Consider the following 22,370-nt stretch of genomic DNA (forward strand, 5'->3'; position numbering starts at 1 on the left):
TACAGCTTACAGCTTACAGCTAAAAGAATAACAACAACCAAGGAGCAGTACGGGCATGCCAGCAGCAAAGCAGCATATTTTGATTGTAGAAGACAGGGCCGATGTAAGGCTCAGCCTGCGTTTTTTACTAAACAATCATGGCTATGAGGTGTTTGAAGCTGAGGGTCCTGCTGTTGCCAGCGAGCTTTTACATACACATCGAATAGACCTAATTCTGCTTGATATGAACTTTGAGTTTGATACCACATCAGGCGAAGAAGGTTTGGCGTTTTTGCGTACACAACAAAAAACAAGCTCTCCACCTATTCTGGCGATGACCGCTTGGTCGAGTGTCTCTTTGGCTGTTGAGGCTATGCAACTGGGCGCGAAAGATTTTTTTGCTAAACCTTGGGATAATCATGCCGTTGTGATGATGGTAAAAAAGTACCTCGCTTTAGCACAGATTGATCATCAAAAAGCGATTTCTCAACAACATGAACCAGCTCCGTTAGGTAAAAGCGATACATCATTAGACAACAATACAAAATCTATTTTGTGGCATAGTCCACGGATGCAAAAGTTAAAAGCGCAGTTAGAGCGTGTTGCTAAAACCGATGCGACGATATTTTTGCGCGGTGAAAATGGCACGGGTAAAAGCTGTATCGCAGAATATGTGCACGCTCACTCAGAGCGCACTGGAGAGTTTGTGTCGGTAAACATGGGCGCTATTCCTGAAAGTTTGTTCGAAAGTGAGCTATTTGGTCACAAAAAAGGCGCATTTACCGATGCTAAACAAGATAGAGCAGGGCGCTTTGAACTTGCTAATAATGGTACATTGTTTTTAGATGAAGTCGCGACAATGGGGGCGAATCAACAAGCTAAACTGCTGCGGGTGCTTGAGTCAAAACAGTTTGAACGAGTGGGTGATACGTTGACCCAACAGGCGAGTTGTCGCATTATTGCGGCATCTAATGCCGACTTTGAGGCCATGCTTGAAAGTGGTGAGTTTAGAACCGATTTATATTTTAGATTGAACACTATCGAGCTCACCATTCCTCCTCTAAGGGCGCGTTCTGAAGACATTCTGGTATTGGCAGAGCACTTTATTGAATTACATGCCAGACAATATCAACTTCCCCCTTTACCCTTAAGCAAATTAGCCAAAAACGCTTTGCTTGATTATGCATGGCCAGGTAACGTACGAGAGCTCAGTCATATGATGGCAAGAGCAGTTTTAATGGCTGAAGGCGACTGTATAGAAGAGCAAGACCTTGAATTTAAAGTACTGAACAATTCATCGAAGAATGCATCTTTAAGAGGTGACATTCCCTTAATGACCCTAGAAGACGCTGAGAAAAAGCTCCTTAAAATGGCATTAGCGCAAACCCAAAATAATGTAGAACAAGCAGGCGAATTACTCGGCATAAGTAAAAGTGCCATTTACCGCCGGTTAGAAAAGTTTGGTATGTCGACTAAGTAAATTGCTAAACAAAAAATAACGAGCCAGCACATGTTCAAACTCATAAACAAAATCACAGAGCGACTAGAGTTACGCTCCATCGAAAGCATCCTGACACTGTTTATTGGCAGTTGTTTGCTGGTTTTATCGGGGGTAACCGGCTTTATGCTTTGGTATAGCTCAGCCAGTATTTTAGTGGTTTCTACCGTATTGGTATTATTGATTTGCCCTTTTTCACTGCTATGTTGGTATGTAAGGCGTGCTTTGCTCAACCCGTATTACCGTTTTTCAGCAGTACTCGAAGCTGTTCGACACGAAGACTATTCACTGCGCGCCAACCCTAAATTTAATCAAGGCGCAGTTAAACTCTTAGCTGATGAAATCACCAGCATGTCGGCAGACTTACAGAGCAGAAAATCGCAATATGACCAACAAGCGGTGTTAGTGCTTAGGCTGATTGAGCAGCTTGCCACTCCGATTGTGGTTTTAAATAAAGAGCATAAATTACACCATGCCAATGAGGCTTTTTCTAATTGGCGCAAGCAACCATGGCAAACTCTCAGACACACAAGCGCCGATGATTTAGGCTTTACGTTATCCGCAAATAAATGGCAATTAAGTGATGAGTCTCTTATTGCAAAATGGCAGTTACGGCATAGTCAATTCACCATGCAAGAGCAAAGTTATCAGTTGTTGGTGCTTACTAATATTGAACAGGTGGTGTATCACACAGAGCAAATAGCTTGGCAGAAAATGACCCGTGTATTGAGTCATGAAATTAATAATTCATTGTCACCTATTAAGTCGTTAGCGCAAACACTACAAGATATGCTTAAAGGCAATGATGGCTTTGCTAAATTAGACCCTGCTTTACAAGTTATCGTTGAGCGCAGTGATGGCTTAATGCAATTTGTAAATCGCTATGCGAATTTAAGCAAACAATTCGATGTTCACATAGAGCAGTGCGAGATTGCACCGTTATTGCAGTCGGTGAGCAATTTATTTGATTATCCCATAGAGATTAAATGTGATGCGCTTTATGTACTTGCAGATAAAGTATTGCTTGAACAAGTCTTGGTAAATTTAGTGAAGAACGCCATTGAAGCGAGTAAATCACAACAACTTATCGAGCTAAATGCTTATGAGCAAGGCAAACAAATTGTGATTGAAGTAAAAGATTCGGGGTCGGGCATTCAAAATACCGATAATTTGTTTGTGCCGTTTTATACCACCAAAGCGCAAGGTAAAGGGATAGGACTTAATTTGTGTAGAAACATGATAGAGCAACAAGGTGCAAAACTAACGCTAAGCAACCGCGAAGATGGAATGGGCGCGATTGCTCAGTGTTGGTTTAACATTTAGATATCAACGAATACCAAACAGGTTATCGTCAGAAAAGACTTTTAGTAGTTTCACTGGAGCGCTTAAACCATCAATCATATTGCCCTTAACTGCCGCATCGAGCAAATCCCGTAAAACGTGATATTTACTGTCATGTTCCTCATCAAGGTTGATCATATTCATGGTCCAGCGAGAGAAAGTACGATTGTTGGCGGGTTCGAGATAAAGTACTTTGGCTTGCATATGCCGATCGTCGTTTTCAATTTTTCTATATAAGTCTTGAATAATAGGCAAGTCACCTTCTAAAACTTGTAAAAACCAGCCGCCGTTATAAAACAAGCTGCCCGTTACGCGAAGATTGACATTGTTTTCTCTCGCTACTTTTAGCAGTTTTAAAAAATCTACGCTATCAAGCTGTCGGCTTGCTTTACTGAGATAGATGAGTTGATGGAGTGACATAAATAATCCCGTATTTGAAAGCTATTTTTATTTATAGGTTCTAACTGTTTAAAAGGCAAAACAAGCAAGCAAATAAAGTGATAAAAAAGATGTGAAAACTTAATCGATCTTTTTTTTTAGCTATGACGTAAAAACAGCCATGTAAAGTTTTTAGGTCTTATTTATGCAATTACCCGTTTTTCCACTTCCTGTATTTTTGCTGCCAGAAGGAGTAACACGCCTTCGTATTTTCGAGCCGAGATATAAAAAACTGGTATCTATTGCAACCAAAGAGCAAGGATTTGCACTCACCATTTACAAGCCAGATACCGAGTTTGAAGTATCTGAATGGGCGGCTTGGGTAGATATAGTCGATTTCATTGAAGAAAAAGGCATGTTAAATATCGATGTAAAAGCAAAATCGCTCGTAAAGCTCAGTGATGTTTATTTCGACGAAGACAATTTACGCTTTGCAAAATGTGACCCTATCCCGCATTGGGAGCAAGTAAGTTCAAGTGAAAATCACATTGCGTTAGCCGATAAATTAGAAGAGATATTCTCTTTACACCCAGACATTGAAAGTCTTTACCCATCACCGCAGTTTGATAATCCAAACTGGGTTTGTGCACGTTATTTAGAACTATTACCGCTTTCTATGGAGCAAAAAGAAGTGTTTGTTGATCAATACAGTTTTGATAAAGCTCAAAACTTCTTGCACACCATAATGTTAGGTTAAATTTGTAGAGTGTCCTACAATTAATAAAACTAACCAATCTAAGTGATCCAAATCTGTTTATTAACGTATTTAATACGAAATGCAATTAATGGGTTTAGTCATGGTGAGCACAGTAAATAGGAATTCCCATCCTTCGATGAGCACAACAAAACAGTCTCAAACTATGCCTGCTGAAGTCGACGGCAAGATGTTGTCATCTTGGTTAATCAGCGTGGCTCAAGAGCGTGATAGACGTGCCTTTGCTAACTTATTCAAATGGTTCTCTCCAAAAATCATTGGATTTGGGCGCAAACAATTCAATAACCCTGTAATGGCGAACGAGCTATTACAAGAAACTATGACCAATGTGTGGCGTAAAGCTCATCTCTACAACGTAGAGAAAGGTGCAGCGACAACTTGGATTTACACGGTCATGCGTAATATCAGTTTTGATATGCTTCGTAAAATCCAATCTAACCAAGAAGACACTATCAGTGAAGAGATTTGGCCTATAGCTGAAGCGCAAAATAGTGATGACCACATGTTTGCCGACCACTTAATGGACAAGCAGCTTGCGCAATACCTTAATAAGTTGCCCGAAAATCAGAAGCAAGTTGTTCACGGCGTTTATTTTCAAGAGCTTTCTCAAGAGCAGTTATCAAAGCAACTTAATATTCCGCTTGGTACTGTGAAATCACGTTTAAGACTCGCACTGACTAAACTCAAACAACACATAGGAGCAGACTATGATTAAGCATCACCCTAAATTAGAACTGCTCGAAAGCTATGTGGCTGGGGAATTACCTGCTTCAGTGAGCGTCATGATTGCCGCGCACTTAGAAATGTGCCCTAAATGTAAGCAACAAATCACAGAGTTGACAGTAAAAGTAGCCGACAACTGTTTCGATAAAGATGCGTTTGCTTTTGATGAATCAGAAATACAGTTCGACTTTGATGCTTTTATTGATGACGTGACAGAAGACACTAGTATCGATGAACTTGTTGAGCCCGAGCCTCAAGAAGTGAAAGTAGCAGATACGCCATATTGTTTACCTCAGGTTCTGTGCAACCTAGAGCGTTCTAGCTGGATGAACTTAGGTAAATTGTCACGTTCACGCATCGAGCTGGAAGACGGTGATTTACGTATGAGTTTGTTACATATAGACGCTGAAGGCTCTGTGCCTAATCATACACACAACGGCTTTGAGATTACCTTGTTAGTTGATGGTAGCTTCGAAGACGAAATGGGCACTTACAGTCGTGGTGATTTCATCTGGCTTGATGGTAAAAACACGCATACGCCTTTTACTAAAGAAGGGTGTTTGTGCTTAACTGTATCTAGTGACTCGCTTCACTTTACTCAAGGACTTAGCAAATTGCTTAATCCAATAGGTAAGTTTATTTACTAGGAGACAGTTATGAATGAGTTTAACTCCGAATTTTCTTCACCAATCAAAATTGGAATCAGCGCTTGTTTGACGGGCGATCAGGTTCGTTTTGATAAGAGTCATAAAAAATCTGATTTCTGTATGAATCAGTTAGGCAAACATGTTGAATATGAAAAGTTCTGCCCTGAAGTGGCGGTCGGCTTGCCTATTCCAAGACCGACTATTCGACAGATTAAATATGATGATGTAATTGCGGTCTCGCGACCTGATGGTTCAATGGATGTCACTGAGAAAATGACTGAGTTTGGTCAAAAAGTGGCATCTCGCATCGATCATTTGAGTGGCTTTGTATTTATGAAAGGCAGCCCTAGCTGCGGCATGGAACGTGTAAAGGTTTATTATGAGCACGGTAAAGGCTGTGAGCACAACGGTGTTGGCTTGTTCGCTAAACAAATTCTAGACGCACACCCAAACTTACCTTGTGAGGAGAATGGCCGCTTAAACGATGCTGTGCTGCGTGAAAACTTTGTTATGCGCGTATTCACTTACAAAAAATGGCAAGAGCTGGTGGCGTCGGGTTTAACCAAACACAAATTGATCGAGTTCCACAGCCAAAATAAATATTTGGTGATGAGTCATAACCTTGAAATGTACCGCCAAATCGGCAATATGCTAGGGCAATCGAAAGCGCCTTTGGATGAACTTACCGAGCAGTACATTTCTATGTTGATGTCAGCTTTGAAAAAGCCTGCTTCACGTCGTAACCATACGAATACCTTGCAGCACTTACAGGGATACTTCAAAAAAGTACTCGATAAAACAAAAAAAGAAGAGTTAACCGATCAAGTCATGGCGTATCGTCAAGGCCTAGTACCACTCCTTGTACCTTTGACTTTGATTAATCATTATTTACGTGATTACCCGAACGAGTATCTGTCAAAGCAAGCGTACTTAAACCCATATCCAACCGATCTAAAACTAAGGTATAGCCTATAATGAGAGCCCTTTATTGGATAAGGAAAGACTTTAGACTCGACGACAACCCCGCATTAATTCAAGCCCTATCGCAAGGATGCAAACAGGCAATTTTCATTTCTACTCCTCACACCTGGCAGCGCCATAATGTTGCGCCTATTCAGGTCGATTTTATGGCACGTCACTTGGCATGGTTTGAGCAACAGCTTAACGCTCAAGGTGTTGAGCTGACTGTGATTAACGGCAGTGATTTTAATAGTCAAACCGAGCAATTGTTGAATTTTTGCTCTGAGCATCAAATCACGCGAGTGTTCGCAAATAGCCAGTTAGAAATAGATGAAGTAGACAGAGATAAGCAAGTAGCAGCACATATTGAGCTTAACCTATTCGAAGCCGATGTGATGTTGCCAAAAGGCTCTGTGCGCAACAAGCAGGACGAGATGTTTAAGGTCTACACGCCGTTCAAAAAGGCCTGGCTGCAAGCGGTTAAACAAAGTGGGTTCGATCAAAGTTATTTAGGCAACTTAGCGGCAGTTGAGACCGAGTTTGACGAGCGTAAATTTAGTTTTGATTATCCAAAAGTTGATTCATCTAAATGGCCGTTGGCAGACACGACGTTACGACAAGTCTTACCGCGTTTTTTAGCTGAAAAGCACGATGACTATGAGCTATATAGAGACAGACCTGATTTAAAAGCAACCAGTGGTTTATCGCCTTACCTAGCCATCGGTGCTATTAGTCCAAAACGAGTTTTTATTGAGCTAATCAACCATATGCCAAACGTGCTTGAAGATATGAAAGCACCGCAATTTAGCTGGTTGAATGAGCTGATCTGGCGAGAATTTTATCGCCACCTGTTACAAGCCTTCCCAGATTTAAGCAAAAGCAAAGATTTTCAAGAAAAGTTCCACGGTTTCAAGTGGCCCGATTATCAAGCGAAGTTTGAGCTTTGGTGTAATGCGAAAACCGGATTTCCGATTGTTGACGCAGCCATAAACCAGCTTAAGCAAACAGGTTGGATGCACAATCGTTTACGCATGATAGTCGCCAGCTTTTTAACTAAGCACTTACTGGTAGATTGGCGCAAAGGCGAAGCGTTTTTTATGCAGCATCTTATTGACGGTGATTTAGCAGCAAATAACGGCGGTTGGCAGTGGGCGGCGGGCACAGGCTGCGATGCACAGCCGTATTTTAGGATCTTTAACCCGCTCACTCAGAGTGAGAAGTTTGATCCCAACGGAGATTTTATCCGTAAGTATTTACCAGAATTAGAAAATGTGCCGACCAAACATATTCACGCACCGCAAGCTTATTTAGCTGCAACAGGTCAAAGTGATGTGTATCCCGATGCGATTGTTGATTTAAAAGAAGCAAGAAATCAGGCACTAGAATATTACAAGAGTGAGTTATCTTAAGTATGTCGAATAATGCCTTGATATCAGATTTTTTGAAGCTGTATAACCAATTAGACAAGTCGAATCTTGAACTACTCGGTGAAGTGTACGGTGACAATATTGTGTTTGAAGATCCGCTTCACAGAATAGAAGGTTTGCCTGCGCTTACCGACTATTTTGCTAACATGTATGAAAACCTGAACCAAGGCGAATTCGATATTCACACCTCATTTGAGCAAGACAACAAAGCCAGTGTGTATTGGGTGATGACTTTTTCACATAAAAAAATAAAACAGGGTCAGCCACTTAAAGTGAACGGTAACACTTACCTTGAATTCAAAAATGGCAAAGTTGTTTACCACCGCGATTATTTTGATGCAGGTGAAATGATCTACCAACACCTGCCAGTGTTTGGCACTGTGATTAACTTAATCAAACGCAGGACGGCAGCATGAGTACCCAACCTAAACTAGTTGTCATTACAGGCGCTTCTTCGGGCATTGGTGAAGCCTTGGCGCTGGAGTATGCACAACAAGGTTTCGCGGTATATGCGTGCGGAAGAAATCAAGCAAAGTTAGACGCGTTAAGTCAGAAATCAGCAAACATCATACCTTGTATTTTCGATTTAAATGACAAAAACGCACTTAGAAGCGCTCTGCCCAAAGACTTAGCCATTGACCATTTAATTCTAAATGCAGGCACTTGTGAGTATATAGATAACCCTAAACAATTCGATGGCGAATTATTTGAAAGAGTCATTCAAACTAATTTGATTGCCGTAGGTTATTGTTTAGAAACTTGGTTAAAGCAAATGAAGTTTGGTGGTCAGGTTGGTTTGATGAGTTCAAGTGCCGCCTATGTGCCACTGACGCGCGCTGAAGCCTATGGTGCATCAAAAGCGGGTATTACATATTTGGCTAAAACGCTCAGTGTAGACCTAGAGCCACAAGAGATTGGCATCAGTGTTATTCACCCAGGGTTTGTAAAAACACCGCTTACAGACAAAAACGACTTCGATATGCCGGGCATTATTGAAGCTGATGATGCCGCAAAAGCCATCTTCAAAGGTATGAGCAAAAGTACATTCGATATTCATTTTCCTAAAGGCTTTACGTGGACGCTTAAAGTCTTATCTCTTTTACCCTTTAGTCTCTGGCGTCCGCTCGCTAAAAGGATGATAAAAACATGAAGAAAGTTGCCATCATAGGTAGTGGTATTTCTGGTTTAACCTGCGCTTACTTGTTATCAAAAAAATACGATATCAAGTTATTTGAAAAGAACGATTATATTGGTGGTCACACGGCCACCGTTGATGTCGAGGTCGAGGGTAAAGAGTACGCTATTGATACCGGTTTTATTGTTTGTAATAACAAAACCTATCCGAACTTTTTAAAACTGCTTAGTCAAATTGGCGTTGACTATAAAGACACTGAAATGAGTTTTAGTGTGCACAACGTACAATCGGGCTTAGAGTACAATGGCAATAATTTAAGTTCGTTATTTGCGCAGCGCCGCAATATTTTGAACCCAAAATTTTGGGGGCTAATTAGAGAAATCCTGCGTTTCAACAAGGCGTGTAAGGCGTTACATGCTCAACAAATTGCCCCTCATTTAACATTGGGTGACTTTCTAGACGAACAGTGTTTTTCAGATTATTTCGGCCAGCACTATATTTTGCCAATGGGTGCTGCTATTTGGTCAACCAGCTTACAAGAGATGCGCGATTTCGAACTACGTTTCTTTGTACAGTTTTTTTACAACCATGGTTTGTTAAATATCAGCGACCGCCCGCAGTGGCATGTTATAAAAGGCGGTTCTCGTGAATATGTGAAGCCATTAACGCGTGAATTTGCAGACAAAATTTGCCTCAACAGCGATATAAGTTCGGTCACACGTAACGATGATAGTGTTGTGGTAAAGCTTGCCGATGGCAGTGAAGAGTTATTTGATGAAGTGGTATTTGCATGTCATTCAGATCAAGCTCTTGCATTATTGGCAGATGCGAACGAACAAGAGCAGCAAGTACTTGGTGCTATACCTTACAGTGAAAACCAAGTGGTGCTTCATACCGATACCAATATGTTGCCAAAGCGTCCACTTGCTTGGGCTAGCTGGAACTACCGCTTAGACAATACCAATATGCGCCCAGCCGCGGTGACCTACAATATGAATATATTGCAGGGTCTGCAAAGTGACACCACCTTCTGTGTGACATTGAATCAAACTGCAATCATAGAGAAATCTAAAATATTAAGAGAATTCACCTATCACCATCCGGTGTTTAACAAGCAAAGTATGGCAGCGCAACAGCGTCGCTCTGACATCTGTGGTAAAAACCGAACCCACTTCTGTGGTGCGTACTGGTATAACGGCTTCCACGAAGATGGCGTGCGTTCAGCACTAGACGTGTGTAAACGATTCGAGTGTGAGCTGTAATTATGAATAGCGCGATTTATCAGGGCCAAGTCAGACACAGACGTTTTAGTCCGAAGAGTCATGAGTTTAACTACACCATGACGCAACTCGCGCTAGACTTAGATGAAGTTGAAGAATTAGCAGCGACTCATTCAGTCTTTAGCTTGAAAAAATTTGCGCCTATGAGTTTTTTTCAAGCTGATTATGTAAAAAATGAACCGGGTAATTTAAAACAACGTATAGGAAGTAAAGTTTCCCAACTGGGTGGGAAATGGGATGGCGAAAAAGTCACGTTAATGGGCCAGTGCCGATGTTTCGGTTTTTATTTTAGCCCAGCAAACTTTTATTTTTGTTATCAAAATGACGGTGAATGTCGCTATATGCTGGTTGAGGTAAGCAATACACCTTGGCTTGAGCGTCATTACTATTTGGTTGATTTACAAGGCGATATGAAAAATCAAAAAGACTTTCATGTGTCGCCTTTTATGGACTTAGACATGCAATATCATTGGCGGGTAAAGCCGCCTGCAGAGCACGTTCTAGTTCATATTGAAAATCACAAAGACCATAAGCAATTTGATGCCACGCTTGCGATGAAAAAGCGTGAAATAACAAAAAGTAGTTTGTTTAAAGCATGGCTGGCAGCACCACTAATGCCAATCAAAGTGGTTGCTGGCATTTACTGGCAAGCTGCAAAATTGTTCGCCAAGCGTATCCCATTTATTGCGCACCCTGAGACTAGAGGTTAATAATGGAACAGTCATCTACCAATGTCACCGCAACAACGAATCTGGAACAACTTTCTTGGTTTGAGAACAAATGTCGTAATCTAGTTTTTTCTTTGCTTGATAAACTAGAGAAAGCCAGTTTAGAAATAGAAGAAGCTGGGCAGATCACTCGCTTGGGTAACACTGATGCAAAGCTATGCGGCAAGATCATCGTGCAAGATGCCTCAATGTTTGTCGATTTCGTAAAAGGTGGCAGTATTGCTGCGGCTGAAGCCTACATCGCGAAAAAATGGACGACGCCAAACTTAACCGAAGTTATCCAAGTATTTGCCCGTTGCCAAGAACAGCTTGATGAAATAGAGAAGCAGGGCGCATGGTTTACCCAACTGAAAAATAAGATTTTTCATCGTAAAAATGCCAATACCCAAAGCGGATCAAAAAATAACATCTTGGCGCATTACGACTTGGGCAATGAGTTGTACACCCGCTTTTTAGACAGCACCATGATGTACTCAAGCGCGATTTATAGCGACACGGCAACCGAGCTGCATGAAGCGCAACTCAACAAACTTAAAACTATTTGCGACAAGCTCGATTTAAAGCCGACCGACCATTTAATAGAAATTGGCACTGGTTGGGGTGGCTTGGCGATTTTTGCTGCTGAAAACTATGGTTGTCAGGTGACAACGACAACCATTTCAGACGCACAATACGAGTTTGCGGTTGATAAAGTGAAAGCGAAGGGGCTTGAAGATAAGATCACTTTGCTGAAGAAGGACTACCGTTTGCTCGAAGGTAAATACGATAAGTTAGTTTCAATCGAAATGATAGAAGCCGTAGGTCATGAATTTATGGCGGAGTTTTTCGCTAAGTGTAATAGCTTGCTTAAAGACAACGGCCTAATGCTTGTTCAAGCAATTACCATCTTAGACTCTCGTTACGATCATTACCGTACTAACGTTGACTTTATTCAACGCTATATCTTCCCAGGTGGATGTTTGCCATCGATTGCAGTTATGAGCAAACACGTTGCCGAGCAAACCAATATGATGCTCGATAATATCCAAGATATCGGTTTGCACTATGCAAGAACACTGGCAGATTGGCGCAAAGGCTTTGATGCAAATTGGCAACCGCTTACAGAGTTTGGCTTTGACGAGCAGTTCAAACGATTATGGCATTTCTATTTGGCATACTGTGAAGGCGCGTTTTTAGAGCGTGTGATAAGCACTCATCATTTAGTGCTTCGTAAGCCTAATTATCGAAACGATACCGATGAACAAATTTGCCGTTATTAACTTCTTCCTATTCCAGCTTGTATGGTTTACCTGTGCTTTGTTGACCGAATATGCAAGCTGGCTTTTATTGCCCTTAATTGCTCTGCACTTCGCAGTATTTAATCATCGATCCCGAGATTTCAAGCTGCTGCCAATTGCTTCTGTCGGCATAGCGTTTGATTTTTTGATGTTCAAGTTGGGTATTTTAACCTTCAGTGAGAGCTTTTTTCCGGCTTGGCTATGTTTGCTTTGGCTGATGTTTGTGCTTAGTCTCAATTATTCTTTTGAGTGGATGAATAAACTCAATGTGTTTATTAACGCCTTTATCGGAGGCATTTTTGGCCCGCTGAGTTACTTTGCTGCGGTTAAATTTGGTGCGCTGGGTATGGGCGTTGCGCAGACACAATTTTTATTTATTTATGCTCTTGGTTGGGCGTTAATCATGCCATTGCTGATCTATTTAAACAACAGACCGTATTACAAGTTAAGCTAAATCAACAGGAACACGTAATGCGTGTGATTTTTTTAATTTGTTTTTTATTTTCTTTTAACGTTTTTGCCTCACCAGTACAAGACCTCACAAAATACGGTGAGGGTCAAATGTCTGTGATGTTTTGGGATCTGTATAAAGCAGAATTGTTCGGACAAACACCCAGCTATCAAGCGGATGCCACCCCAATCGCGCTGAAAATTACTTACCTCAGAGACATAGACAAAAAAGACTTGATAGAAGCTACGTTAGATCAATGGGTTCACATTGGCTATGAAAATGAAGCTATTCCAAATTGGGCAACGCAACTTGAGCAAATCTGGCCCGATATCAAAGAAGGTAGTCAACTTACTATTCGTGTGCACCCCAATGGTGCATCAGATTTTTATGATGCGACGAGCAAAATAGGCAGTATGACAGATCAGCAGTTTGGTAAAGCTTTTCTAGCAATTTGGCTTAGTGAAAAAACCTCGGAACCGAAACTGCGTGCACAACTTATTGGAGAGAAAAAATGATCAGAGTGCTAACACTCATCCTAGGATTAATGTTTATAGTTGGATGTTCAAGCAACCATATTGATGATTACGCCGACAAAACACCTGTGCTTAAATTAGAGGAGTTTTTTCAGGGCGAGCTAAAAGCTCATGGTGTGGTGCTCGACAGAAGTGGTGCATTTCAGCGTAGTTTTACCGTTAAGTTAATCGGCACTTGGCAGCAAGAAAGTGGTCAGCTAAAAGGCAAGTTAGATGAGTGGTTTGTCTACGATGATGGGGAAAAAGACACACGCACTTGGCTGATAACAAAAACCGCAGAAGGTGAATATACGGGCACTGCCAATGATGTAATTGGTCAAGCAAATGGTCAGGCTCGTGGTAATGCTTTGTACTGGCGTTACGACCTAGAAATTCAATATAAAGGCGACCCTTTGGTCGTTACCCTCGACGATTGGATGTATTTGGTCGATGAAAACCGCTTAATTAACCGTACAGAGATTATTAAGTTTGGTTTTAAAGTGGGTGAAGTGTTGTTGAGTATTGAGAAGGTGTAAACCACCTTCTCAAGGTTTCTGCTTGTTTGAATTAATTCTTTCGCTTCTCAAACGAACTAGAAATCACCAATAATGAAGTTATGATTATAGTAAGGTCATGAAGCGGTATCGCGATTACAGAGCCGAGCGTAATTGCCAAAAGAGCAAATAATATACAAGGGAGCACAGTTGCTAAGAATTGATGTTTGTAGAGCCTATGACCAACTAAACTGAAATACAAAGCTGCTAGAACAGCTCCAACAAGCGCCGATATACAGTAAGTTAAACTATTTTGTACTGTAAGAGTCACTTCTTGATTGTAGACGTCCAGTCCGAAGACAAGCATGGCTGTAGTCAAACCAATTGCTAGGTAATGCACTAATAATTCTTTATTCATTGTTTTCCTTATCTTTTCTGTCCTATCCTATAGATACCCCACTAATGACCACTCAGTATGTTGGTTATTTTTGTTGTTCTGATAGTTGCTTTAGTCTCTCTGCTTCTTCTTTTATCATAGCTTGCAACTCTGGCATATTCTCCTGAACACGTGCAGCGCCAATTTGTGCACCTTGAGCCATAAGCTGCGGCATTTTCTCTATGGTTTTTTTACCTGTTGGTGTTTCGTAAAAAGCAGTTAATTCCCTTAATTCTTGAGCAGTAAACGCCTGTGAATAAATATATATGAACTCGAATTCTAAACTTTCCCAGCTCATATGTTTTTGGAAAAACTTCATCATTACTGATTTGAAAGGAGCCAGGGTAGGTTGTTGCTGAATTTGAATGTCTACCATATTAGACATAGAGTCATTCATGACCTTGTCCATATCCATGACTTTCATTAGTTTTGCAGCCTCAACTTCCGCCTCTGAGCTTGCGATTGAAGTGAATGAATAAGCCAGTAAGACTGCAAGCAATGTTATTTTTATAATTTTCATTTGGATGTCCTTAAAGTATTTTTCGCAAAGGCTGACCTTCACCTCGATAAAGGCTAACGGGCGTCAGTGTTATTGCTTCATTGATTTTCTTCAGTTTATAGTAGTTTTCGGTACATTCAAATGAAAATGCTTTATCTGCTCTTAAGGTTAGACGTTGCTTAGGTTCGTTATTTTTTTGAGCAAAAAACTGATTATTTTCTTGTGAGATAGTCATGATGCGTTGGTCAGTAAATTGATACTTTCCAACTAAGTCTTCAGCGAAGTCTTTATTGATATCAGTGATTGGCGCGGGTGATAATTTTAATTGTTTCGCAATCATATCTAGCACTAATGGACCAGGGTGCTTAGCATCATTATTGCTAAATGCCACTGCATATAGGTCGTTTTCAGGCAGGTAAATAGACCAAGTCATGAATCCAGGGATCCAGCCTTCGTGGTTAACGGTCACTTTTCCGCTAATGGGGTAGTTATAGAGGCCAAATCCGTAAGGCGAAGTTTCTCCATTACTTAAAACAGTTGGAGTTATCATTTTTTGATAACTATGTTTAGAGATAACTTTTCCATTCATGAGCCCTTGCTGCCAACGACTCATATCTTCAAGGGTCGATGTAATTGCACCTGAGGCATGAATCCAACTTCTGTCTACTTTGATAGGTGACTCATTGTGGCTTGTATAGCCTGTCGTGCCAGTGCTACCTTCACCTTGCCTAATAACATATGAGTGATTCATTTGTAAGGGTTTAAAAATATGTGCTTTTAAATAGTCGGCATAAGGCAAGCCAGATACAACTTCTATGACTTTGCCGAGCAATACATACCCTGTATTGGAGTAGTTAAACACCTCGCCCGATCCGGCTATCATAGACTGTTTTGTGATCTCTTTGATGATGACATCAAAACTTTTCTCCTTGTGCCATATATTTCTGATCCTCGGATCATTGTTATAGTTTGGCAAACCCGAAGTATGGCTAAGCACACGTTCAATGGTGACTTTTGCATAGTCTTTTGGCAGGCCTTCAATGAAATCTCCAAGTGTATTCGACAATTTTAATTTATCGCGTTCAGCAAGCTGTAAAATAGCTGCAGCTGTAAATTGTTTTGATACTGAGCCAATTTGAAAAACGTCATCAAGTTTGAGTCGCTGTTTGTTTTGTATATTTGCAAGACCAGCTACACCGCTGTAAATCACTGCTCCTGATTGCTCTAACCTGACGGCTACTCCAGGGTTTGAATCAGAGGTATGACAGGCGAGAGTTTCGCTAAATGGATTTTGTTTCGCGAACGAAAGAGGGGCAAATAAAGTGGCAATGAATACAGCAGTCCTAAGCATGTGTTTTCCTGAATTGATGTGTAGTTGAAAGTTAGCCTTTGCTTCAATTGTTATTATTGCAGTAAAGAAGCACCAGATTCTTGAATTAAAAAAATTTAATCAAGTAACTAACCTGAGTTCAGGCTAACTAAACATATATTAGTAAGGGGCTAAAGCTGAATCAATTATGAATAAATTTAGTGTGGTCCTACTTTCATTCATTTAAGTGGTGGGTTTGCAGAGTAGTAAGCATGAGCATTAAACGGATTGCTAATTTAAAGAAAAGGCCTTAAACAGTGATGTCTAAGGCCTATATAAACTATAGTTAGTCTACTTTTTTAAGCAAAACCTCTACTGCTTTTTCAATTTGTTTATCACGACCTTTCTCTACAGATTCAGGATCGTTCTTAACAAGATGATCTGGCATCGTTTGGTTGTTTTCTAGATATTCACCTTTGGTGTTTTTCATGCCCACTTGTGGTACACCAGCGCGGAAGTCGCCTGAAATCCCCATTTCCCACCAAACTGCTGTCATTGTGCCTGGTACAGGCATACCCACCATTTCACCTAAATCTAATTGATCATATGTGTATGAGAACGCATGGGCATCACTGTAGTTACCTTCGTTAATAAGTAGCACAGAAGGTTTGTTCCATTGATCAAGGGGATCGCCATGGTACTTACGGCCACGAACATGCATGGTGAAGTATTCTTCGCCACTCAGTAGTTTTGCAAGATCATTGTGTAACCAGCCACCGCCATTAAAGCGAGTGTCAACAACAATGGCTTTCTTATCAAAATGTTTACCTAAAAGACGAGAGTACACGGCTCTGAAGCTAGGATCGTTCATGCCACGCACATGCACATAGCCAAGTTGACCGCCAGATAATTCTTCTACCAGTGCTTCTCTTGATAGTACCCAACGATCGTACAGTAAGTTGTTAATAGTACGGCTATTTGTTGGTTTGATGACTTCATCAAAAAGTGTACCATCAGTATCTGCAAAAGTGAAACGTACACGTTGACCTGCAGTGTGGTTTAACAATTTGAATAAGTTTTGTGACTCGCTTAATTCAACACCGTTTACAGCTTTAAGCGTTACCCCTGGTTTTACCTTGCTACTGGCTTTATCAAATGGACCTTTAGCCAGTACCTCTTCAACCATAAATGGATTTACATCATTGAAAAATAAGCCTAAGCGGCCAGTTGCATCATCCGTTGGCTTGCGTGCAGGGCGATAAGATGAACCAATATGTGATGCATTTAGCTCGCCAGTCATTTCAGCAAATAGGTTCGCGAAATCACGGCCATGGCCTACCGATGCCACTTTTGCACGGTAAGATTGGCCAACTTGATCCCAGTCGATACCATGGTAATCATCGCGATAGAATTTATCATCAATGATGCGCCAGCTGTGATCGAACATAAATTCACGCTCTTTAGCGGCTTGAAGTTGCATCACAGGCTTGGTCGAAATTGGCTTAAGCGCAATTTTGTTGCCTACTTTACCTTGACGTAGCGTGCCATCGGCAAGAATAACAATGTTCTTTTCATCTTCGCTAAACGTCATGCTTGCTCTGCGTGCATTTAGTTTTGCAACCAACTCTGTTTTTCTATCGCGAATTGAATGACGCCATAGATCATAGCCTTTCTCAAAACGCGCAAAGTAGTAAAGTGCTTTGGTGTCTTTTGTTAAATATGCTTGACCTAGATCTGATGCATGAACTGTCAGACGCGCTGTGCGCTGTTCTATGTTATCCCACTCAATCTCAAGCTTTTCAGCTTTGTCTTCAGTGCCCTTATCGTCTTGCTTTTCTGCTTTTGAGGCTTTTTTCTCAAGCTCTTTATGCAGTGCATATTCTTCTTTAGAGAATCTAAAACGGTCATAGCTGTCTTGCGTTAAGAAAGCGGCCATAACGTCGAATTCTCTGCCCCAACTGCCGTGATCACGTTGGCCGTAGCGAGCACTCGCCCAAAGCACAGCTTCACCATCGGTATGCCAAGAAGGTGAGGTATCGTTATAACCCGACAAGCTGATATCGCGAGGTTGCTGTGAACCATCTGATGGGAAAACGCCGATATTTGTTACAAACAGTCGACTTCTTGGTGCGAAATCCGCTGTCATCCAATAACTATCAGGTGCCCATGCAAAGGTGATATCGCCATCTGCATACGAGTAGTTATGCTCTTTACCCAGTGCAATGTTTACTTTTTTAGATTCACGATCGATAACTTGAATTTCATCGCGAGCAGATAAAAACGCAATTTTTTTACCATCTGGTGAGTAAATAGGTTGGAAGCTATCCGTATCTACTTGATGAACTACTTCTTCTTTTAATTTTGTCGCCGCAAAGAAATAAGGTTCTGACTCATCGGCAATCGACGTTTCATGTAGCCCCCAGCTGTTGCCTCGTTCTGCAGCATATAACAGGGTTCTGCCATCTTTATGGAATGACACTGAACGCTCTTGCTGCGGCGTATTGGTGATTGCGCGTGTCGTACCGAACTCTGTGCTAGCAACAAACACTTCTCCACGCGCCACAAACGCGACTTCTTTTCCATCTGGCGAGACCGAGTATTCAGTGATTTTGCCACCTAGCATGGTTGGCATCATATCGTCTTCTTGCACGTCATTGGCGATATTGATCTCTACATGCTTAGGTTTGCCACCTTTTGACGTGTAAATACTGCCATGATGTGCAAATGCTAATGTACCATTGTCACTGATAGATAAGCTGCGAACAGGAAATTGCTCAAAATCAGTGATTTGCCTTTTGTTGTCGCCATCTAAATCAGCGCGCCATACGTTAAATGCGCCCGACTTTTCTTCGGACGTATAATAGTAAGTATTGTTATCAGCCCAAACAGGGTTGTGATCGCCCCCTGCAAATGTTGTCAGTTGGGTATGTTCACCTGAGACTAAATCTTGTAGCCAAACATCACGGGCAAACGCAGACACATCATGCTTTCTAAACTCGTTTTCGTAAGCTTTTTCATCACGATAAAGTACTTTTTTGCCATCAGGAGAAAACTTTAATTCTGATGCCGGAATAGTTGATAGCATCTTAGGTGTGCCGCCGTTTAATGACACCGTATAGCTTTCAGTTAAGCGTGCAGTAGGATAAATCGTAGAGTCTTTAGAATCTTGGCGTGCTGATGTGAAAAGTACAGCTTTGTCATTTTTTGCAAAATCTTGAGGCACATCATTGGCTGAATGGTAAGTCAGACGTTTAGCTTTACCGCCCGATGATGGCATAAGGTACACATCTAAATTGCCATTTCTATCGCTTGCAAAGGCGATATGCCTGCCATCATTAGACCAAACAGGGTGACCATCCCAATCACTATGTAAAGTCAGGGGGCGAGCAGTGCCACCATTGGCTGGTACGGTATAAATGTCACCTTTATAAGAGAAAGCTATTTGCTTACCGTCTGGTGAAATGCTGCTGTGTAAAAACCACTCTTCACTCTTAGAGGCATGTGCTTGAGCAGTTAAAACAGCTAATGCACAAAGCGTATACTTGGCTGATGGCATTGTTGTTGTCCTTTTCGTTTAGTCTTTTTTATCGATTATATTACTACGTTACATAGTAACAACGCATTGACACAAAGTACCAAAACAATAGACAAGTGCGCATATAAATACGTCAAAAGACAATTCTGTACCTTTTGAGAATTAATAGTGAACTTTGTAGTTAATCTGAGCGTAGTTATTCGTTGATTAGTATACAGGTCAAGCAAATTGAGGGTGTGATTTTGAAGTTAAGTAAATTAGGGAAGTACTTTTATGTTGATAAAATTATTTACCATTCACTAGATTTAGCTTTATACAATGTTAGTGTCGTCATTGATGGAAAAGAACACATGGTGACTGACGAAAAAGGGCAGCGTTTAAAAAGTCATAACTTTGTTGCTTTACAAAAACAATTAAAAAACGTCAAAGCCGAATGCCAGGTTATGCGCCAGTCGAGCGCCTACGATGAAATGGTTGGTGGACCGAGTAAAATTAACAACGAACTCGAAGTACCATTGGGTGATAACAAGCTTTACTAAATCTCTTAAAGCATTCCTTTATAGAATTTTAAAAGTACATTACTTGCAGGTAATAGTGCTGAAATTCCTTTATCATCCTCTAAAAGCATTAAATTTCGCGCTTTATTTGTTTTTGTTAAATTTTTTAAAATTTTCTGATCGTTTAGAAATTACCCACCGTAACTCTGTATGAACTTTAAACACAAGAGGAATGTAGAGGTGGTTAAATCAATCAAACTTGGAGCCGCATTGAGTCTTTCATTGTTGCTAGCCGGCTGTAATGACGATGACAATAAAATAGAAATACAGCCTCCAGTACCAGAGCCAAACACCGTTTATGACGTAGCCGTAGCCAGCGGTGATTTCAAAACATTGGTTTCATTACTTGAAGCAACAAACCTAGACGACACGCTAGACAACGCTGATAGTATGTTTACCGTGTTTGCACCAACTGATGCTGCTTTCGCTGCACTAGGTCAAGAAACGTTAGATGCATTAGCTCAAGACCCAGACAAACTAGCTAGTATTCTTACTTATCATGTTTTGGGTAGCAAAGTAGCAGCCGAAGGCGCTCTATCAAGTGCAGGCAACACGGTTGAAACAGTCAATGGCGCTAACATAGCACTGTCACTTTCTGGTGATGACCTTTTAATAAACACCAGCACAGTAACAGCGACAGATGTAATGGCCGATAACGGTGTCATACACGTGATTGACGCTGTGTTAATGCCACCTGCGCCAACAGAGTCAAATGCAAACATTGTTGCAACTGCTAAGGCTAATGGTAACTTTAACACGTTAATTGCAGCTTTAGAGCGCACTGGCTTAGACAGCGTGTTATCTGACGACTCAGGGTCATTTACAGTATTTGCACCAACTGATGCGGCATTTGCAGCCATAGGTGACAAACTAATTAATACTTTACTTGCAAACCCTGACGTACTTTCAGATATCTTAAAACAGCATGTACTGCCAATTAATGCAGACTCAGTCACTGCCATGTCTCTAAATGGTAAATCGGTTAAGACGGTGTTAGAAAATGAGTTAGGTATTTCTATTAACGCAGAAACTGATTCGATAATGTTTGGCGGCGCCAAAATTGTTACTAAAGACATAGTAACAACAAACGGTACTATCCATGTCATCGACAGTGTGATTGTGGGAGACATTACATTGCCACAGAGCTTCGGCACAATTGCAGATGTAGCTTCTGAAAACGGCAGTTTTGATACGCTAGTTTCTCTACTTGCCGCTACTGGGCTAGACAGCGAAGTGTCAGATCCAACAAAAACATTTACTGTTTTTGCACCTACTGATGCAGCTTTTGCGGCATTAGGCCAGGAGACATTAACCGCACTACAAGGCGATACTGAAACACTTAAAAACATTCTGCTTTACCATGTTATTGCTGAGCAAAAGGTCATGTCTGATGCTGCGATATCTGTGGCAAATAGCGAAGAAAGCTTAGTGAAAATGGGGAATGGCTCTAACGCTGCGCTATCAACAACTGGCTCTACATTATTTATTAATGACTCTGCGATATCTGCAGCAAACGTAATGGCTGATAACGGCGTTATTCATGTGCTAGATAAAGTGATCATGCCGCCAAAAGATATGGGAGAGCCTACCAAAAACGTGGCGCAAACAGCTTCAGACACAGACAGTTTATCAACCCTTGTTACTGCGTTGGGCGTGGCTGATTTAGTAGATGCCCTAGGTACTCCTGATGCTAACTTTACCGTATTTGCACCTACAAATGCGGCGTTTAAGAAAATCCCATCTGATACGCTTAATGCTCTGCTTGCAGATAAAGATGCGCTAGGCGCGGTGCTTAAACAGCATGTTTTAGCTTCTTCAGTGAATAGCTTAAATGCTTTCGCAGCGAATGGGGTTGAGGTAGAAACTCTGCAAGGTAACAAACTTTCTGTAAGCTTGGTTAATTTTGCTGGCGTATCTAATACAGACAGTGATGTGGTCACATATAGCAAAGATACTGGCACCTTAGTTTCAGGTGCAGGTTCTACAATGGCTGGAAAAACACTTTATGTGTTCGATAATGATTTAGAAAATGCGATGAGCCAATGTGTTGATACATGTGCTACAAACTGGCCGCCAGTAACCGCAACAGCTGATGGCATCAAAAATGTTCCGGGCCTTTCGCTAGTAGAAAGAGGTGATGGCTCATTGCAAGTTGCTTATTTAGGTCGTCCTCTATACACATTTATTCAAGATGAAGCGGCAGGAGACATGAAGGGTAATGCATTGAATAACGTATGGTGGGCAGTGAAATTACCAACATCAGGTCTGCAAATTGAAGGTGCAAATGTGACAACCACAGATATTTATACTTCAAACGGTGTAGTACACCTGATTGATACTGTGATCACTGAAGTTAAATAGTTTAATTTAATCTGAGCTTTAAAGCGCCTTGCATATGGAATTATGGGGGCGCTTTTTTATTCGTAATA

The 22,370-nt window shown here is 41.2% G+C and carries 22 protein-coding genes; 17 read left to right on the forward strand and 5 right to left on the reverse strand.

Annotated features, from left to right (window positions below; all coding sequences use genetic code 11):
- The first annotated feature begins 55 nt into the window (after positions 1 to 55).
- The gene (locus C1E24_RS11875) at positions 56 to 1,459 is read left to right on the forward strand and encodes a sigma-54-dependent transcriptional regulator (RefSeq protein ID WP_138481707.1); all 1,404 of its coding nucleotides are present in this window, start codon (positions 56 to 58) and stop codon (positions 1,457 to 1,459) included.
- A 30-nt stretch (positions 1,460 to 1,489) separates the two neighbouring features.
- The gene (locus C1E24_RS11880) at positions 1,490 to 2,800 is read left to right on the forward strand and encodes a sensor histidine kinase (RefSeq protein ID WP_138481709.1); all 1,311 of its coding nucleotides are present in this window, start codon (positions 1,490 to 1,492) and stop codon (positions 2,798 to 2,800) included.
- Between the two features lie 3 nt (positions 2,801 to 2,803).
- Here the strand turns inward: C1E24_RS11880 and C1E24_RS11885 are convergent, their stop codons facing one another.
- The gene (locus tag C1E24_RS11885) at positions 2,804 to 3,238 is read right to left on the reverse strand and encodes a BLUF domain-containing protein (protein ID WP_138481711.1); all 435 of its coding nucleotides are present in this window, start codon (positions 3,236 to 3,238) and stop codon (positions 2,804 to 2,806) included.
- A gap of 163 nt (positions 3,239 to 3,401) precedes the next feature.
- On the opposite strand from C1E24_RS11885, the gene C1E24_RS11890 reads away from it, so the two are divergent.
- The 13 genes from C1E24_RS11890 (at position 3,402) to C1E24_RS11950 (ending at position 13,647) form a co-directional block, all read left to right on the forward strand.
- Complete coding sequence (locus tag C1E24_RS11890; protein ID WP_138481713.1) at positions 3,402 to 3,953, forward strand: LON peptidase substrate-binding domain-containing protein; 552 nt, start codon at positions 3,402 to 3,404, stop codon at positions 3,951 to 3,953.
- 136 nt (positions 3,954 to 4,089) lie between these two features.
- Entirely contained in the window at positions 4,090 to 4,686 is a 597-nt protein-coding gene (locus C1E24_RS11895) for a sigma-70 family RNA polymerase sigma factor (protein WP_431188324.1), read from the forward strand.
- Positions 4,679 to 5,341 (forward strand): ChrR family anti-sigma-E factor, encoded by a 663-nt coding sequence (locus C1E24_RS11900; protein ID WP_138481717.1) that lies wholly within the window; start codon positions 4,679 to 4,681, stop codon positions 5,339 to 5,341. The genes C1E24_RS11895 and C1E24_RS11900 overlap by 8 nt, the downstream gene beginning before the upstream one ends.
- A gap of 9 nt (positions 5,342 to 5,350) precedes the next feature.
- A complete protein-coding gene (locus C1E24_RS11905; RefSeq protein ID WP_138481719.1) occupies positions 5,351 to 6,316 on the forward strand; it encodes a YbgA family protein in 966 nt (321 codons plus the stop codon).
- Positions 6,316 to 7,710: a deoxyribodipyrimidine photo-lyase gene (gene phrB / locus C1E24_RS11910; protein ID WP_138481721.1), complete on the forward strand. Its 1,395-nt coding sequence runs from the start codon at positions 6,316 to 6,318 to the stop codon at positions 7,708 to 7,710. Before C1E24_RS11905 ends, phrB begins: the two co-directional genes overlap by 1 nt.
- A 2-nt stretch (positions 7,711 to 7,712) precedes the next feature.
- A complete protein-coding gene (locus tag C1E24_RS11915) occupies positions 7,713 to 8,144 on the forward strand; it encodes a nuclear transport factor 2 family protein (protein WP_138481723.1) in 432 nt (143 codons plus the stop codon).
- Positions 8,141 to 8,878 carry an SDR family NAD(P)-dependent oxidoreductase gene (locus C1E24_RS11920; RefSeq protein ID WP_138481725.1) on the forward strand — a complete coding sequence of 246 codons (738 nt, stop codon included), beginning with the start codon at positions 8,141 to 8,143 and terminating at the stop codon, positions 8,876 to 8,878. Before C1E24_RS11915 ends, C1E24_RS11920 begins: the two co-directional genes overlap by 4 nt.
- Positions 8,875 to 10,125: an NAD(P)/FAD-dependent oxidoreductase gene (locus C1E24_RS11925; RefSeq protein WP_138481727.1), complete on the forward strand. Its 1,251-nt coding sequence runs from the start codon at positions 8,875 to 8,877 to the stop codon at positions 10,123 to 10,125. The genes C1E24_RS11920 and C1E24_RS11925 overlap by 4 nt, the downstream gene beginning before the upstream one ends.
- Before the next feature lie 2 nt (positions 10,126 to 10,127).
- Complete coding sequence (locus C1E24_RS11930) at positions 10,128 to 10,853, forward strand: DUF1365 domain-containing protein (protein WP_138481729.1); 726 nt, start codon at positions 10,128 to 10,130, stop codon at positions 10,851 to 10,853.
- Between the two features lie 2 nt (positions 10,854 to 10,855).
- Entirely contained in the window at positions 10,856 to 12,130 is a 1,275-nt protein-coding gene (locus C1E24_RS11935) for an SAM-dependent methyltransferase (protein ID WP_138481731.1), read from the forward strand.
- Positions 12,108 to 12,602 carry a DUF2878 domain-containing protein gene (locus C1E24_RS11940; protein ID WP_138481733.1) on the forward strand — a complete coding sequence of 165 codons (495 nt, stop codon included), beginning with the start codon at positions 12,108 to 12,110 and terminating at the stop codon, positions 12,600 to 12,602. The genes C1E24_RS11935 and C1E24_RS11940 overlap by 23 nt, the downstream gene beginning before the upstream one ends.
- Positions 12,603 to 12,619: 17 nt before the next feature.
- On the forward strand, positions 12,620 to 13,114 hold the full coding sequence (locus C1E24_RS11945) for a chalcone isomerase family protein (protein ID WP_138481735.1): 495 nt from the start codon (positions 12,620 to 12,622) through the stop codon (positions 13,112 to 13,114).
- Positions 13,111 to 13,647, forward strand: coding sequence for a DUF3833 domain-containing protein (locus tag C1E24_RS11950; protein WP_138481737.1), 537 nt, complete (start codon positions 13,111 to 13,113; stop codon positions 13,645 to 13,647). The genes C1E24_RS11945 and C1E24_RS11950 overlap by 4 nt, the downstream gene beginning before the upstream one ends.
- A 31-nt stretch (positions 13,648 to 13,678) precedes the next feature.
- On the opposite strand, the gene C1E24_RS11955 is transcribed toward C1E24_RS11950, so the two are convergent.
- The 4 genes from C1E24_RS11955 to C1E24_RS11970 form a co-directional block, all read right to left on the reverse strand.
- On the reverse strand, positions 13,679 to 14,023 hold the full coding sequence (locus tag C1E24_RS11955) for a hypothetical protein (protein ID WP_138481739.1): 345 nt from the start codon (positions 14,021 to 14,023) through the stop codon (positions 13,679 to 13,681).
- 64 nt (positions 14,024 to 14,087) lie between these two features.
- Positions 14,088 to 14,561: a DUF2059 domain-containing protein gene (locus tag C1E24_RS11960; protein WP_138481741.1), complete on the reverse strand. Its 474-nt coding sequence runs from the start codon at positions 14,559 to 14,561 to the stop codon at positions 14,088 to 14,090.
- A 10-nt stretch (positions 14,562 to 14,571) separates the two neighbouring features.
- On the reverse strand, positions 14,572 to 15,891 hold the full coding sequence (locus tag C1E24_RS11965; protein ID WP_138481743.1) for a serine hydrolase domain-containing protein: 1,320 nt from the start codon (positions 15,889 to 15,891) through the stop codon (positions 14,572 to 14,574).
- Positions 15,892 to 16,195: 304 nt separating this feature from the next.
- Positions 16,196 to 19,405, reverse strand: a complete 3,210-nt coding sequence (locus tag C1E24_RS11970) for a S41 family peptidase (RefSeq protein WP_138481745.1) — start codon at positions 19,403 to 19,405, stop codon at positions 16,196 to 16,198.
- Positions 19,406 to 19,620: 215 nt separating this feature from the next.
- Between C1E24_RS11970 and C1E24_RS11975 the strand changes: the two genes are divergently transcribed.
- On the forward strand, positions 19,621 to 19,923 hold the full coding sequence (locus C1E24_RS11975) for a DUF6482 family protein (RefSeq protein WP_138481747.1): 303 nt from the start codon (positions 19,621 to 19,623) through the stop codon (positions 19,921 to 19,923).
- Positions 19,924 to 20,121: 198 nt separating this feature from the next.
- Positions 20,122 to 22,302, forward strand: coding sequence for a fasciclin domain-containing protein (locus C1E24_RS11980; RefSeq protein ID WP_138481749.1), 2,181 nt, complete (start codon positions 20,122 to 20,124; stop codon positions 22,300 to 22,302).
- Positions 22,303 to 22,370: the final 68 nt, after the last annotated feature.

This window comes from Pseudoalteromonas phenolica (assembly GCF_005876835.1).
GTDB classification, from domain to species: domain Bacteria; phylum Pseudomonadota; class Gammaproteobacteria; order Enterobacterales; family Alteromonadaceae; genus Pseudoalteromonas; species Pseudoalteromonas phenolica_B.